This is a genomic window from Aminobacter carboxidus (genome assembly GCF_014863355.1).
GTDB lineage: Bacteria > Pseudomonadota > Alphaproteobacteria > Rhizobiales > Rhizobiaceae > Aminobacter > Aminobacter carboxidus.
Map to the genome: position 1 here is coordinate 381,833 of NZ_JACZEP010000001.1, position 16,079 is coordinate 397,911.

Sequence of the window (16,079 nt, forward strand, 5' to 3'; positions counted from 1 at the left end):
GCAGGGAGGATGGCATGGAACTGAAGAGAAACCAGCCGCTGGCGCGCGATGCCATGGCCTATGTGCTGGCCGGCGGTCGCGGCAGCCGGCTCAAGGAACTGACCGACCGGCGCGCCAAGCCCGCGGTCTATTTCGGCGGCAAGACCCGCATCATCGATTTTGCGCTTTCGAACGCGCTGAATTCCGGCATTCGCCGCCTCGGCGTCGCCACCCAATACAAGGCGCATTCGCTGATCCGCCACCTGCAGCGGGGCTGGAACTTCTTGAGGCCGGAGCGAAACGAGAGTTTCGACATCCTGCCGGCGAGCCAGCGCGTGTCGGAGACGCAGTGGTATGAAGGCACCGCCGACGCGGTCTACCAGAACATCGACATCATCGAGGCCTATGGCCCCGAATACATGGTCATCCTTGCCGGCGATCACATCTACAAGATGGACTACGAATTGATGCTGCGGCAGCACGTCGACGCAGGTGCTGATGTGACCGTTGGCTGCCTCGAAGTGCCGCGCATGGAAGCGACCGGCTTCGGTGTCATGCATGTCGACAAGAAGGACAACATCATTTCCTTCATCGAAAAGCCGGCCGATCCGCCCGGCATTCCCGACAAGCCCGACTATGCGCTGGCGTCGATGGGCATCTACGTCTTCAAGACCAAGTTCCTGATGGAACAGTTGCGGCGCGACGCCAACGAACCGGAATCAAGCCGCGATTTTGGTAAGGACATCATTCCCTACATCGTCCAGCACGGCAAAGCCGTGGCGCATCGCTTCGCCAAGTCTTGTGTGCGCTCGAGCATGGAAGGCGAGGCTTACTGGCGCGACGTCGGCACGGTCGATGCCTACTGGGAAGCCAATATCGACCTGACCGACGTGACGCCCGAGCTCGACCTCTATGATCGCGACTGGCCGATCTGGACCTACTCCGAGCTGACCCCGCCGGCCAAATTCGTCCATGACGAGGACGGCCGGCGCGGCTCGGCCATTTCCTCGCTGGTCTCGGGCGATTGCATCGTCTCAGGCGCCTCGCTCAAGCGCAGCCTGATCTTCACCGGTGCACGCATCAATTCCTTCTCGACGCTCGAGGACGTGGTGATGCTGCCGGCCTGCTATGTCGGTCGCAACGCGCGCCTCAAAAGGGTTGTCATCGACCATGGTGTAAAGATACCCGAGGGACTGGTGGTCGGCGAGGATCCGGTGCTGGATGCCAAGCGTTTCCGCGTCTCGGAGAAGGGCATCTGCCTGATCACCCAGGACATGATCAACAGGCTGGAGTTGTAACTGGTGCAGGTGCTTTCGGTCACGCCCGAGATTTTTCCGCTGATCAAGACCGGCGGATTGGCCGACGTGACCGGCGCCCTTCCGGTGGCGTTGAATGCGCTCGGCGTCAGGACGCGCAGCCTGGTTCCCGGTTATCCCGTCGTGATGGGGGCGCTGAAGAAGAAAAAGGCGCTTCATCAGTACACGGCGCTGCAAGGCGGCAAGGCAGCGCTTCATGCCGCCGAGATCGGCGACCTCGACATGCTGGTGCTAGACGCACCGCATTTGTTCGATCGGCCCGGCGGACCATATGGCGATGCCACGGGCGCTGACTGGCAAGACAACTGGCGGCGCTTTGCAGCACTTGGCCGTGTTGGCGCCGACATTGCAGCGGGCGCGCTCAAGGACTACAGGCCCGACATCGTCCATGCCCATGACTGGCAATCGGCGATGACGCTGGCCTACATGCGCTACGGCGAGGCGGCAAAGGTGCCGTCTGTGATGACGGTGCACAACCTGGCTTTCCAGGGGCAGTTCGGCGCCAGTATCTTCTCTGGTCTGGGCCTGCCGCAGCAGGCGATGGCGCTTGACGGTATCGAGTATTACGGCGGCGTCGGCTTCCTCAAGGCCGGGCTGCAGGCGGCGTGGGCGATCACCACCGTCAGCCCGACCTACGCCCAGGAAATCCGGACACCGGCCTTCGGCATGGGCCTCGACGGCTTGATCAACCTGCGCGCGGCCGCCCTGCATGGCATCGTCAACGGCATCGACGTTGACATCTGGAACCCGGATGCTGATGCTCACCTCGCCGCGGGCTATTCGGCAAAAGCCCTGAAGGCGCGCAAGGCCAACAAACGTGCGATCGAAGAGCGCATGACGCTCGATCGCGACGATGGCCCGATCTATTGCGTCGTCAGCCGCCTGACCTGGCAAAAGGGCATCGACATCCTGGCCTCGATCATCGATCCCGTGATTGCTTCCGGCGCGCGGCTGGCGATCCTTGGCTCCGGTGACGCCGGGCTGGAAGGTGCGCTGCTCGCCGCAGCTGCGCGCCATCGCGGCCGTGTCGGCGTCGTCATCGGCTATGACGAAGGGCTGTCGCATCTGCTCCAGGGCGGTGCAGACGGCATCCTGATCCCGTCCCGGTTCGAGCCTTGCGGCCTGACCCAGCTCTACGGACTGCGCTATGGTTGCGTGCCGATCGTCGCGCGCACCGGCGGACTGGCGGATACCGTCATCGACGCCAATGAGGCTGCGGTGTCGGCAGGTGTCGCCACCGGTTTTCAGTTCGCGCCGGAGAATGCCGGCGATTTTCATCACGCCATCCTCCGGGCCAACGCGCTTTACGGCGATCCGGCAGCCTGGGCGTCTTTGCAGCGGCAAGGCATGAAGGCAGACGTGTCGTGGGACAGGAGCGCCCAGAAATATGCCGCACTTTACCGCATGCTTCTCTCGAAAAGGGATGCCTGAATGATTCGCAATGTCTCCACCACGCCTTACAACGACCAGAAGCCCGGCACCTCGGGCCTGCGCAAGAAGGTGCCTGTTTTCCAGCAGCCGAACTATGCCGAGAACTTCATCCAGTCGGTGTTCGATTCGCTTGAAGGTTTTGCCGGCAAGACGCTGGTGGTTGGCGGTGACGGCCGCTTCTACAATCGCGAGGTGATCCAGAAGGTCATCGCCATGGCGGTGGCCAATGGTTTCGGTCGCGTGGTGGTGGGGCAGGGCGGCATCCTGTCGACCCCGGCGGCCTCGAACCTGATCCGCAAGCGCAAGGCCTTTGGCGGGCTCATCCTGTCGGCCAGCCACAATCCCGGCGGCCCGCATGAGGATTTCGGCATCAAGTACAACGCCGAAAACGGCGGCCCGGCGCCGGAGAAAATGACCGACGCGATCTATGCCCGCAGCAAGATCATTTCGGCCTACAAGATCGCCGATGTCGGCGCGGTCGATCTCGACAGGCTCGGCACATCAGATGTCGGCGGCATGAAGGTCGAGGTCGTCGATCCCGTTGCCGACTACGCCGCCTTGATGGAAACGCTGTTCGACTTCGATGCGCTGCGCACATTGTTCAAGTCGGGCTTCCGCATGCGCTTCGATGCCATGCATGCTGTAACAGGGCCCTATGCCAAGGAAATCCTGGAGCGCCGACTGGGTGCTGCCGGCGGAACCGCGCGCAATTTCGTGCCCCTCGAGGATTTCGGCGGGCATCATCCGGACCCTAACCTTGTCCATGCCAAGGAACTCTATGACGAGATGATGGGGCCGAACGCTCCGGACTTTGGTGCTGCTTCCGACGGCGACGGCGACCGTAACCTGATCATCGGCCGCGGTATCTTCATCACGCCGTCGGATTCGCTGGCAATGCTCGCCGCCAACGCGCATCTCGCGCCGGGCTACAAGGCCGGCCTCAAGGGCATCGCACGCTCGATGCCGACAAGCGGTGCTGCTGATCGCGTCGCCGAAAAGCTGGGCATCGGCATCTACGAGACGCCGACCGGCTGGAAGTTCTTCGGCAACCTGCTCGACGCTGGCATGGCGACGATCTGCGGCGAAGAAAGTGCCGGCACCGGTTCCGACCACGTCCGCGAGAAGGACGGGCTTTGGGCGGTGCTGCTGTGGCTCAATATTCTCGCCGAGCGCGGCGAGAGCGCCAAGGAGATCGTTACCAAGCATTGGGCGACCTACGGCCAGAACTATTATTCGCGCCACGATTACGAAGAGGTCGAGACCGACAAGGCCAATGCGCTGGTTGATGCCCTGCGGGCAAAGCTTGCCTCGCTGCCGGGAACCAGCGTGCAAGGCATGAAGATCGCCAGCGCTGACGACTTCGCCTACAACGACCCCGTCGACGGCTCGGTCAGCAAGAACCAGGGCATCCGCGTGCTGTTCGAGGGTGGCTCGCGTGTCGTCTTCCGCCTGTCGGGCACCGGAACGTCGGGCGCCACTTTGCGCGTCTATATCGAGCGCTACGAAGCCGATCCGTCACGGCACGGACACGACACCCAGGCAGCGCTTGCCGATCTGATCCTGGCAGCCGACGACATCGCCGGCATCCGGAGCCATACCGGCCGCGACAAGCCGACTGTCATCACCTGATGCCCATGGAACGGGCGGCTGCATATCGGCCGCGGTTCGGCGCGACCGTCACCGACAGCGGCATCCGGTTTGCCGTCTGGTCCGGTGCCGCCGAACGCATGTGGGTGTCGATCTTCGACGACGACGGCAAGGCCGAGACAGACCGGCTGGAGCTCCAGCGCGAAGGCCAAGGCGTCTTCGCGCTGTCGGTCCCGGACTTGGGGGAGGGAGCCCGTTACGGCCTTCGCGCCGACGGGGCGTATGCGCCCGACGATGGCTTGTGGTTCGATCCCGACAAGCTGCTGGTCGATCCTTACGCACTGAGGATCGACCGCCCTTACCGCTACGATGCCAGGCTCATTGAGCCACGCGGGCATGGCGGGGATACCGCCGGGCTGATGTCCAAGGCCGTGGCGGTGACGCTGCCGATCGTGCCGCACGCAGCACCTGTCTTCAGGCCGGGCAGGCTGATCTACGAGGTGCCGGTCCGCGCCTTTACCATGCGCCATCCCGGTGTGCCGAGCCGCATGCGTGGCACGATCAGGGCGCTCGCCGAGCCGGTGATTATCGAACACCTCCAGAAGCTGGGGGTGTCCGCGGTCGAGTTGATGCCGGTGACGGCGACCATGGATGAGCGCCATTTGCCGCGCCTCGGTCTCACCAATGCCTGGGGTTACAATCCGGTGAGCTTCATGGCGCTCGACCCGCGCCTGGCGCCGGGCGGCATGGCCGACCTGCGCGAGACGACGGCGGCGCTGCATGCCGCAGGCATCGGCGTCATTCTCGACCTGGTTTTCAATCATACCGCCGAGAGCGACGAATTCGGCCCGACCTTGTCGCTGCGAGGGCTGGATAATCGAGCCTACTACCGTGAGGCCGTTGCCGATCCCGGCCGCTACGCCAACGATACCGGAACCGGCAACACGCTGGCCTGCGACCACCCGGTGGCTCGGGAACTCGTCCTCGACAGCTTGAGACATTTCATCGTCCACGCTGGCGTCGATGGCTTCCGCTTCGATCTCGCGCCGGTGTTGGGGAGGGTCGATGGCGTGTTCAGCGCCGACGCTCCCTTGTTGCAGTCGATGCGGCAGGACCCTGTGATTGGCGACCGGGTTCTGATCGCGGAACCCTGGGATATCGGCCACAACGGCTATCGGCTGGGTGGCTTTCCCAAGGAATTCCTCGAATGGAACGACCGCTATCGCGACGATGTCAGGCGCTTCTGGCGCGGCGACCGTGGCATGATCGGCGCGCTGGCAACGAGGCTGGCGGGGTCGTCCGACACCTTCGGCGGCGGCGCGCAAACGCGGACAGTGAACTTCATTGCCGCGCATGATGGCATGACGGTCGCTGACCTCGTTCGCTATGAGCGCAAGCACAACGAAGCCAACGGCGAACATAATCACGACGGCCACAACGAAAACTTCTCCTGGAACAACGGCGTCGAGGGCGAGAGCGGCGATCCCGAAATCGCTGCCGAACGCGATCGCGACATACGTGCCTTGCTGGCGACGCTGTTTGCTTCGCGTGGCACGATCATGCTGACCGCGGGCGACGAGTTCGGCCGGACCCAGCACGGCAATAACAATGCCTACGCCCAGGACAACGAACTGACCTGGCTCGACTGGACCGAACGTGACGTTGCGCTGGAGGACTTTGTCGCTGCGCTTGGCCGGCTGAGGCGAGAGGTTCCGGCGCTGGCGGAACTGGTGTTCCTTCGCGGTGCGGCCATCGATGGCTCGCAGGTTCCCGACATCGAGTGGCTGACCGAGACCGGTCGACGAATGGGCGACGCCAACTGGCATGAACCCGACCGCCACCGCCTGACAATGCTGCTGAGCAACGGCGACGTCGAGGGCGGCCGGGTTGCCGTCATGTTCAATGGCGCGCGGCGGGATGTTCATTTTGCGCTGCCGGCGCGCTCGACCTTCTATTGGCACCCGGCAATGGATGGGGCTCATCCGGGTGGCGGGCGCTTCGCCGTGCCAGCGCGCAGTGTTTCATTTGCGATCGAACGGCCTTTGGCCGACAGCCAGGGAGATCAGCCATGACGCAGCAAGCCGGACCTGGTGCCGACTGGTGGCGCGGGTGCGTCATCTATCAGGTCTATCCGCGCTCGTTCCAGGACAGCACCGGTGACGGCAGCGGCGATCTTGCCGGCATTGTCAGGCGCCTGCCGCATATTGCGTCGCTGGGTGTGGACGCGGTGTGGCTGTCGCCATTCTTCAAGTCGCCGATGGCCGACATGGGCTACGATGTCTCCGATTACTGCGCCGTCGATCCGATGTTCGGCACCCTTGCCGACTTCGACGCGATGATATCGGAGGCACACCGGCTCGGGCTGAAGATCATCATCGACCAGGTGTTGTCGCACTCTTCCGACAAGCATCCCTGGTTTGTCGAAAGCCGTGCCAGCCGCGATAATCCCAAGGCGGACTGGTATGTATGGGCGCAGCCCAAGCCCGATGGCACCGCTCCGAACAACTGGCTGTCGATCTTCGGCGGTCCCGGCTGGGAGTGGGATTCGACGCGCAAGCAGTACTACCAGCACAACTTCCTTGCTTCGCAGCCGGATCTCAATTTTCACAATCCTCAGGTGCAGGACGCGCTTTTGGAGACTGTGCGTTTCTGGCTCGATCGTGGCGTCGATGGCTTCCGGCTGGACACGGTGAACTTCTACGTCCACGACAAGTGGCTGCGCGACAACCCGCCTTTGCCCAAGAGCATTGCCGGCGAGAACGAGGAACCCAATCCTTACGAGTACCAGGACCATCTGTTCGACAAGACGCGGCCGGAAAACATCGCCTTTCTCGAGCGTTTTCGTGCGCTGCTCGACGAATATGGCAATCGCAGTTCGGTGGGCGAGGTCGGGGATGGCGAGCGCTCGCTGCAGACGGTGGCGGCCTACACGTCGGGCGGCGACAAGCTGCACATGTGCTACACGTTCGACCTGCTTGGACCGAAATTCTCCGCCGCTCACGTCCACAAATGCATCGCCGATTTCGAAGCGGCAGTGACGGATGGCTGGGTCTGCTGGGCATTCTCCAACCACGACGTGATCCGCCATGTGACACGCTGGACGAGGCCCGGCGGCGACCCGGAAGCGGTGGCCAAGTTCTCCATTGCCTTGCTTGCCTGTCTGCGCGGTTCGATCTGCATCTACCAGGGCGAGGAGCTTGGCCTGGAGGAGGCCGAAATCGCCTTCGAAGACCTCCGCGACCCCTACGGCATCCGCTTCTGGCCGGGCTACAAGGGCCGCGACGGCTGCCGCACGCCGATGGTGTGGGAGGCCCAGGCAGAGCAGGGTGGTTTCTCCGACGGCAAGCCCTGGCTGCCGATTTCAGCCGCCCATCGCGCGCTCGCGGTCGACCGCCAGCAGCGCGACCCGGAATCAGTTCTGTGTCGTTACAGGGCGGTTCTTGAGGCCCGCAGGATGCTTCCGGCACTTATCCACGGCTCGATCATGCTGCTCGAAACCGAGGGCGATGTGCTTGCTTTCCTGCGTGAGGAGGGGGACGAACGGCTGCTCTGCATCTTCAACTTTTCCGAGAAAGCCGCCTCATTGCCAGTTCCGGCAAGGTTTGGCGGGCTGATCCCTGTCCCGTTTCCCGGAGCTGCGGGTGAAGTCGGAAAAGACCGTATCATCTTGGCGCCACTTGATTACTTTATCGGCCGCTTTGTTTGAAGTCGCTCAAGTTGACTTTAGGTGAGCACGAGTCGTGTTGAAAATAAAAATTGTCGTGTCTAGTGTCAGCCACCGCTGGCGGTAGGGAGCTGCCGGCTCGCTCAACGAAACCGGAAAGATCCGGCATTCGGGCGCTAACCAGGCGAGGCCGTGTTTACGGGGAACACGCCTATTTGGGAGAAGTACACATGCTGAAGAACATGCTGAAAGCGACAGTGTTCGCCACGACGCTTGCGCTGTCTGCTGGAGCGTTGTCCGTTCCGGCTTTTGCGGAGGTCGTCTTTAATCGCGGCAATTCGGCCGATCCGGAATCGCTTGATCCGCACAAGACATCGACTGTCTATGAAGCTCACATCCTGCGCGACCTGTTCGAAGGTCTGGTGATGCAGGACAAGGATGCCGAAGTCATTCCAGGCGCAGCCGAGAGCTGGACCGTTTCCGATGACGGCACTGTCTACACCTTCAAGCTTCGCCAGGGCGCTACTTGGTCGGATGGCAGCCCGGTTACCGCCGAAGACTTCGTCTACTCCTTCCGTCGCCTCGAGGATCCGGCCACCGGCGCCGAATATGCTTCGATGCTTTATGTCGTGAAGAACGGCGAAGAAGTGAACACCGGCAAGGTCAAGCCCGAGGAACTCGGCGTCAAGGCCGTCGATGCCAACACCTTCGAAGTGACCCTCAAGGCGCCGACCCCATACTTCCTCGAAATGCTAACGCACCAGTCGACTTACCCGGTCAACAAGGCCGCCATCGACAAGCTCGGCGCCGACTGGATCAAGCCGGGCAACCTGGTTTCCAACGGCGCGTTCACGCTCGCTGAATTCATCCCGAACGATCACATCAAGCTCGTCAAGAACCCCAAGTTCCATGACGCCGCCAATGTGAAGCTCGATGCCGTCAACTACTTCCCGACGGAAGACCGCTCGACCGCCATCAAGCGCTTCGAGGCCGGCGAACTCGACTCCAACGACGACATCCCGACCGAGCAGATGGCTGACCTGAAGGCCAAGTTCGGCGAGCAGCTACGCATCGGCGCCTATCTCGGCACCTATTACTACGCCATCAAGACGGACAAGGCTCCGTGGGACAATGTCGAGCTGCGCAATGCAGTGTCGATGGCAATCGATCGTGACTTCCTGGCCGAGAAGGTCTGGCAGAACTCGATGATCCCCGGCTATTCGATGGTGCCGCCCGGTGTCGAAGGCTACACTTCGGCACTGGCGACCTTCGCCGACAAGTCGCAGATCGACCGCGAGGATGAAGCCAAAAAGGTCCTTGAGAAGCTCGGCTACGGTCCCGACAAGCCGCTGAAGATGGAGATCCGCTACAACACGTCGGAGAACCACAAGAACACGGCAGTCGCGATCCAGGAACAGCTCAAGCCGCTTGGCATCGAGGTGACCCTGCTCAACACCGACACCAAGACCCACTACGGACATCTCGAGCAGAAGGGTGACTTCGACGTCGCTCGTGCTGGCTGGATCGCCGACTACAAGGATCCGGAAAGCTTCCTCGGTATCTCGCGCAAAGCCTCGGGCAACAACTACTCCAACTACGACAGCCCGAAGTTTGAAGAGGCGATGAACAAGGCAGCCGCCGCTGGTGGCAAGCCGGAAGAGCGCCTGAAGGAAATGGCTGCTGCGGAACGCATCCTGATCGATGATGTCGGCCAGATCCCGCTGCTCTACTACAGCTACAAGAACCTCGTTTCGCCCAAGATCAAGGGCTTCGACGAGAACGTCATGGACGTTCATCCTTCGCGCTTCGTCAGCAAGGACTAGTCCCGGCTCTTCCGTCGCCCCCTGAAAACGGGGGCGACGGTCCCGGCTAACCTGCGAAGGCGTGGTAGCTATGTTTCTCTATGTATTCCGGCGGCTTCTGACCGCCATACCGACGATGTTCGTCATCGTCACGCTGGCCTTTTTCCTGATCCGCGTCGCACCTGGCGGCCCATTCAATCAGGAGCGCGGTCTCAGTCCCGAGATCAAGGCCAATCTTGAAGCCCAATTCGGTCTTAACGATCCGATCTGGCTGCAATACTTCAACTATCTCAAGAACCTGCTGCACGGCAATTTCGGGCCCAGCTACAACTTGCCCGACTTCACCGTCACCGAGCTGTTCGCCAACGGCCTGCCGATCTCGGTTCAGCTTGGCCTGTCGGCTCTCGCGCTGGCGCTTGCCGTCGGAACGGTGCTTGGCATCGTTGCGGCTCTCAACCAGAACAAGCTTGGCGACTATTCGGTGATCGCGCTTGCCACTGCAGGCAGCACGATTCCGACCTTCGTCATCGCGCCCGTCATCCAGCTGCTTTTCGGCCTGACCTGGAAGCTGCTGCCGATCGGTGGCTGGGGGGACGGTGCTTGGATCAACAAGATCGGCCCGATCCTGACGCTGTCATTGCCGCAGATCGCTATCGTAGCGCGCCTGATGCGCGGTTCGATGATCGAGTCGCTACGTTCCAATCACATCCGCACGGCGCGTGCGCTTGGCCTGTCCGACTGGTCGGTGGTGGTCAAGCATGCACTGAGGGGCGCAGTGCTACCCATCGTGTCGTATGCCGGTCCGGCGGCGGCGGCATTGCTGACCGGCTCGATCATCGTCGAGACCATCTTCGCCATCCCCGGAATTGGCCGCTACTTCGTCGATGCGGCACTCAACCGTGACTACACACTCGTCATGGGCACCGTGGTGGTCATCGCGATCTTCACGATCGCCTTCAACCTGATCGTCGATATTCTCTATGCCTTCTTCGATCCGAGGGTGCGCTATGACTGATACAGCCATGACCGCGCCTGTCGTCGGGCGATCGCTATGGGCTGATGCCTGGGCACGCCTCAAGGCCAACAAGGCCGCGATGTTCAGCCTGTTCTACCTGATCGCGATGGCGACCGTCTGTATCGTTGGCCCGTTCTTCGTGCCGCATCAGTACACGACGATCTATGCCGATTATGTCAGGACGCCGCCAAGTCTCTCGGCCTATCCAAAGCCCGAGATGATCGAAACCGCCATGACCGACGCCGTCAAGCGCATGCGTGTCGACGTCAAGGAATGGCGCCAGGAAGGTGAGCGGGTGTTCATCACCGTGACGTCGAGCAAGCCGCTCGACGAGCGCAACATCCGCTATCTCGACCGCTCCGATACGTTCGACAATGGCAAGCTCGAGAGCACGTCCGCCGACGGGCTGACGGCGGTGATGAGCGCCACGATCAAGCAGCAGTACTTCCTGTTCGGCACCGACAATACCGGCCGTGACCTGCTGTCTCGAACGCTGATGGCTGGCCGCATCTCGCTGGCGATCGGCCTTCTGGCCGGCATCGTCGCCGTGGTTATCGGGGTGGTCTACGGCGCCACCGCCGGCTTCATGGGCGGCAAGACCGACGAGGTGATGATGCGCATCGTCGATGTGCTCTACTCACTTCCCTTCATCTTCTTCGTCATCATGCTGGTCGTCTTCTTCGGGCGAAACTTCGTGCTGATGTTCTTGGCGGTGGGGGCGGTTTTGTGGCTCGACATGGCGCGCATCGTGCGTGGCCAGGCCTTGTCGATCCGCCGGCAAGAATATGTGCAGGCGGCGGAAGCGCTCGGCGTCAGGTCGCGCGGCATCGTCCAGCGCCACGTCATCCCCAACCTGCTCGGGCCGGTGGTCATCTACATGACCCTGCTGGTGCCGCAGGTCATCATCCTGGAGAGCTTCCTGTCGTTCCTGGGGCTTGGCGTGCAGGAGCCGATGACGAGTTGGGGCGTGCTTATCTCAGTCGGAGCCAAGAACATTGGCACTGCCAACTGGCTGCTGCTGTTCCCGGCTTTCTTCCTGGTCTCGACGCTGTTTGCGCTGAATTTCATCGGCGACGGACTGCGTGACGCTCTCGATCCGAAGGACAGGTGAGATGGCTGGAGAAACAATCCTTTCGGTCAAGGACCTGCGCGTCCGCTTCCGCACGCTCGACGGCGTGGTGGAAGCGGTGAAGGGCATCAACCTTCACGTCGATGCCGGCGAGACGGTTGCCGTAGTAGGTGAATCCGGCTCCGGCAAGAGCCAGACGATGATGGCGGCGATGAGCCTGCTGGCCTCCAACGGCGAGGCGTCAGGTGTTGTCGACTATCGTGGCAAGAACCTGCTGACACTGGGCAAATCGGAACTCAACAAAGTCCGTGGCCGCAAGATCAGCATGATCTTCCAGGAACCGATGACGTCGCTCGACCCGCTCTACACCATCGGCAACCAACTGATGGAACCAATCCGCAAGCATCGCGGGTTGAGTGGTGCGGAAGCGCGGGCGGAAGCACTCAGGCTGCTCGAACTGGTCAAGATTCCCGACCCCGAGCGCCGCCTGAAGTCATATCCGCACGAGATGTCGGGCGGCCAGCGCCAACGCGTGATGATCGCCATGGCGCTTGCCAACGACCCCGACATCCTGATCGCCGACGAGCCGACTACCGCGCTTGACGTCACCATCCAGGCGCAGATCCTGATGCTGCTTGCCGAACTGCAGCGCAAGCTCGGCATGGCGATCGTCTTCATCACTCATGACCTCGGCATTGTCCGGCGCTTTGCCGACCGTGTCTATGTCATGCGCTACGGCGAGGTGGTGGAGGAGGGCAAGGCCGACGAGCTGTTTGCCAGCCCACAGCACGACTACACCAAGATGCTGCTGGCAGCCGAGCCGACCGGTCGCAAAGCCGCGCCCGCCGACACCGCGCCGATCCTTCTTGAGGGGCGCAATGTCGAGGTGGAGTTCAGGATCGGGGGCGGCTTCTTGGCTGGCCCGCCGATGCTGCTGCGTGCGGTCGACCGCATTTCGGTGACGCTCAAGCAATGTCAGACCATCGGCATTGTCGGCGAGTCAGGATCGGGCAAGTCGACACTGGGCCGTGCGCTGCTCAGGCTCCTGCCTAGCCAGGGCATGATCCGCTTTGGTGACAAGGACCTGTCAAAGGCCGATCGCGCCGAAATGCGCCCGCTGCGCCGGGAACTTCAGCTGGTGTTCCAGGATCCGTTCGGTTCGCTCTCGCCGCGCATGACGGTGGGCCAGATCATCACCGAAGGCCTGCTCGTGCACGAGCCGTCGCTCTCGACCAAGGAACGCGACAAGCGCGCAGTCGAGGCGCTGCTCGAGGTCGGCCTCTCGCCCGAGACACGCAACCGCTATCCGCACGAGTTCTCGGGTGGCCAGCGCCAGCGCATCGCGATCGCGCGCGCGATGATCCTCAAGCCGAAGGTGGTCGTGCTCGACGAGCCGACCTCGGCGCTTGATCGGTCGGTGCAAAAGCAGATCGTCGAACTGTTGCGCAAGCTGCAGGCCGACCACGATCTGTCCTACCTGTTCATCAGCCACGATCTGGCAGTCGTGCGCGCCATGTCGGACTACATCATCGTGATGAAGCAGGGAAAGATCGTCGAGGAGGGGCCGACGGAGGAGATCTTCGGCGCGCCTCGCGAAGCCTACACCAAGACCTTGATGGCGGCGGCAATCGACGAGACAAAGTTCCGCCAGTCGGCCTGACGGCTTCGTCCTGGCTACAGCCTGCTGAAAATGACGACAGGCCCGGAGATGCGCATCTCCGGGCCTGTCCGTTTCAGAGCACGAGAACGGAACGGCCGCAGTTTACGCCATGAACCCGGACATCGGCCTCGCCGACCTTCACGCCGACCAGCGAAAGGACGTTGTAAAGCAGGCCGTCGATGGGGGCCGTAACCCCCGACAGCAAACCGACGATAGCGGTTTTGACGGCAGCGTCGGTCGGCACGAACAGTCCCAGGCCGAGGCCCAACACCTTGAGCTCGATGTCGAGCGTCAGCCCGCTCAGCAGTGAGGCGGTTAGTGATTGCGTCAGGTTGCGTGTCGACACCGACTTGATGGTGCGGGCGTCGATGTCGCTCTTGTTGAACGTGAGGTTCGACGGCGTCATGTTGCCGATCCTCACATTGGCGGCACCCTTAACGTCGACAGTCAGCACATTGAGGCCGACCGGATTGAGTTTGACCAGCTGCGCGGGCTGTACCGCCGGTCTTTTTGTGAACACCTTGAGCTCCGCCGGGTCGATGTCTCCGAGCCAGATTTCCGCGACCCCTGGCTGGGCAGCGACAGTCACGATTGCACTTGCTGGCTTGCCGGTGGGGCAGGAGACGCTCTTGAGTTGGGCTTCGGCATAGGCCAGTTCGACATACAGCGGCACGCGGATCGATCCGCCGAGCACGCTGTCGACCAGCCCGCCGGAGCCGCCGACAGTGACGACGAGTTGCAACCTGGTCTGTGCCGTACGCACGATCTTGCCTGGTTCGCCCACCGCAAACCAACTGTAGCCTTGCGGCGGTTCGCCGATGGCAACGTTCAGTTTGACGCCGAGCAGGCCCGGCACGCCGGCGCCAAGGTCGACGGCGACCTGGTTCTTGCCGTTGGCGATCGCGGCTGCGGCGCTCAACAGTTCCATGATGCCGACATTGGCGTCCAGCCCGGCGGGACCGCGGCCTGTGGCCAGTTTGCCGATCGCACCGAGGTCGATGTAGTTCTTGAGCGGCACCTTGAGCGTAGCCGGGATATGAGAGCCCAGGAGCTTGTTCAGCGCAATGTCGGCGTCCCTGTCCTTGTTGACCGTCGCCAGGGCCGACAATATCTGCTCGACGCTCGCCTCGGCCTGCAGCACGTCGTTGTAGGTGCCCGCCGTCAGGTTCAGTCCGGTCTTCAGGGCGTCGATGAACTGCAGCGCATTGACGTCGGCCGCAAGCAGCGCATTGTAGTCCATCACGTTGAGCGAAAGCGTCGTGCCCAGCAAACCGCCGAGCACACTGTTGAGCAGGCCGCCATTCAGGCTGGCAAGCCTGGAGCCGACGGAGAATGCAGCCTCGGCCGGTGCCGTAGCGACCGCGGTCGTAACGATCTTCCGGTCACCCATCAACGCGTTGGCAAAATAGGTTGTGCCGTCCTTCGAGTAGGTGACACGCACCGCATTGGGCGGTGTTGCGCCGACGACAAAGCGCGTGGCGGCTGCGACCGTCGGGTCAGCGGCGTAGCGCCCCTTTTCGACAAGCACCCGCTGATACCCGACAGCGAGCGTTTGAGGGGTGGAGCCGTCGACCAGGACCACATTATTCTGTCGATTGGTGGTGAACACCTTCAGCACTGCAGCATCGGCCTTGGCTATGTTGGCAGCAGCATAGATCGCGGCAAGGTCGGTGACCGATTGCGCTTCGCGGCGCTCGACATAGAGCGAACCTTCATCGACCGCCAAGGCGGCGGCAGCCAGCCCGATCGGCAGCGACAGTGCGAACATGGTTGCCATGTTGCCTTTTCGCGAGGTTCGAAAACTAGATAACTTGCTGAGAGTTGCCGCAAACATTCAGATGCCCCCCACCCGAATAGTCGATGTACGCTTGATGGTCTGTTCCGGCATTGGAAGCATCGGAAGCAGGTTCCATATCGGAAGTTGGCGCGCGTCATAGCTCAATGAGACAACGAACTGTTCGCTGTCGTTGTGGTTGTCTTTGACGTCGACCGTCAGTTTTGTCTTGTCGATAAGAACGTAGCCGTCAGCGTTGAGATCGATGTATCTCTGCGCGAGAGTCTTGCGCTCAGTCTCGTTAAGCCCGCCGATGGCTGTTCGGGCTGCGTCGGCTGCCATCTGCTGGACAGAATGCAGGGCGCCGAAATAAATGCCGTAAGCAATCATCCCAAAGACAAGAAGGATGAAGACCGGTGCGACAATTGCAAACTCTATTGCCGATGTGCCGGAACTTGAATGAAGGAAGCGGCTGGTATCAGGTGGTCGTCCGCGAAGTAGGCTCCTTTGCCATCTGCCAAGTCCGATCCGCTCGGTAAAGGGCCTGGATCCGTCGGCACCCAGCTTGTGACGTTGTCGGCGCACACGCCTGGCCCCTGACGTCTTGTGTGCCGCAAGGGCCGAAATTCCACGAAAATATTGTTTGTATGCAAAGTAATTATGCTCAGTCATATGCCACCTGTTTGGCGATTGCCAAGATCTTCGGCCTCGATGATCAGAGATAAGCAAGATCATCCTCAGAGTGGTCTCAGAAGATTATCGATTTGCTAATATGCCGCTTC

11 protein-coding genes are annotated in these 16,079 nt (G+C 61.8%); 9 read left to right on the forward strand and 2 right to left on the reverse strand.

Annotation, left to right across the window (positions count from 1 at the left end):
• Positions 1-14 precede the first annotated feature (14 nt).
• The 9 genes from glgC (at position 15) to IHE39_RS01845 (ending at position 13,523) form a co-directional block, all read left to right on the forward strand.
• Positions 15-1,277 (forward strand): glucose-1-phosphate adenylyltransferase, encoded by a 1,263-nt coding sequence (glgC, locus tag IHE39_RS01805; protein WP_184769349.1) that lies wholly within the window; start codon positions 15-17, stop codon positions 1,275-1,277.
• Between the two features lie 3 nt (positions 1,278-1,280).
• Positions 1,281-2,726: a glycogen synthase GlgA gene (gene glgA / locus IHE39_RS01810; protein WP_192565322.1), complete on the forward strand. Its 1,446-nt coding sequence runs from the start codon at positions 1,281-1,283 to the stop codon at positions 2,724-2,726.
• Complete coding sequence (locus IHE39_RS01815) at positions 2,727-4,355, forward strand: alpha-D-glucose phosphate-specific phosphoglucomutase (RefSeq protein WP_192565323.1); 1,629 nt, start codon at positions 2,727-2,729, stop codon at positions 4,353-4,355. It begins immediately after the preceding gene.
• The gene (gene glgX / locus IHE39_RS01820) at positions 4,355-6,385 is read left to right on the forward strand and encodes a glycogen debranching protein GlgX (RefSeq protein ID WP_246485360.1); all 2,031 of its coding nucleotides are present in this window, start codon (positions 4,355-4,357) and stop codon (positions 6,383-6,385) included. Before IHE39_RS01815 ends, glgX begins: the two co-directional genes overlap by 1 nt.
• On the forward strand, positions 6,382-8,019 hold the full coding sequence (gene bglA / locus IHE39_RS01825; RefSeq protein ID WP_192565324.1) for a beta-galactosidase BglA: 1,638 nt from the start codon (positions 6,382-6,384) through the stop codon (positions 8,017-8,019). The genes glgX and bglA overlap by 4 nt, the downstream gene beginning before the upstream one ends.
• A 188-nt stretch (positions 8,020-8,207) precedes the next feature.
• Positions 8,208-9,800 (forward strand): peptide ABC transporter substrate-binding protein, encoded by a 1,593-nt coding sequence (locus IHE39_RS01830; RefSeq protein WP_192565325.1) that lies wholly within the window; start codon positions 8,208-8,210, stop codon positions 9,798-9,800.
• A 70-nt stretch (positions 9,801-9,870) separates the two neighbouring features.
• Positions 9,871-10,794 (forward strand): ABC transporter permease subunit, encoded by a 924-nt coding sequence (locus IHE39_RS01835; protein WP_184769343.1) that lies wholly within the window; start codon positions 9,871-9,873, stop codon positions 10,792-10,794.
• The gene (locus tag IHE39_RS01840; protein WP_192565326.1) at positions 10,787-11,905 is read left to right on the forward strand and encodes an ABC transporter permease; all 1,119 of its coding nucleotides are present in this window, start codon (positions 10,787-10,789) and stop codon (positions 11,903-11,905) included. The genes IHE39_RS01835 and IHE39_RS01840 overlap by 8 nt, the downstream gene beginning before the upstream one ends.
• A 1-nt stretch (position 11,906) precedes the next feature.
• On the forward strand, positions 11,907-13,523 hold the full coding sequence (locus tag IHE39_RS01845) for an ABC transporter ATP-binding protein (RefSeq protein WP_184769341.1): 1,617 nt from the start codon (positions 11,907-11,909) through the stop codon (positions 13,521-13,523).
• 73 nt (positions 13,524-13,596) lie between these two features.
• Here IHE39_RS01845 and IHE39_RS01850 read toward each other — a convergent pair whose 3' ends face one another.
• Together IHE39_RS01850 and IHE39_RS01855 are read right to left on the reverse strand one after the other, a co-directional pair.
• Complete coding sequence (locus tag IHE39_RS01850; RefSeq protein WP_246485361.1) at positions 13,597-15,300, reverse strand: pilus assembly protein TadG-related protein; 1,704 nt, start codon at positions 15,298-15,300, stop codon at positions 13,597-13,599.
• A 57-nt stretch (positions 15,301-15,357) separates the two neighbouring features.
• Positions 15,358-15,969 carry a TadE/TadG family type IV pilus assembly protein gene (locus tag IHE39_RS01855; protein ID WP_246470704.1) on the reverse strand — a complete coding sequence of 204 codons (612 nt, stop codon included), beginning with the start codon at positions 15,967-15,969 and terminating at the stop codon, positions 15,358-15,360.
• Positions 15,970-16,079: the final 110 nt, after the last annotated feature.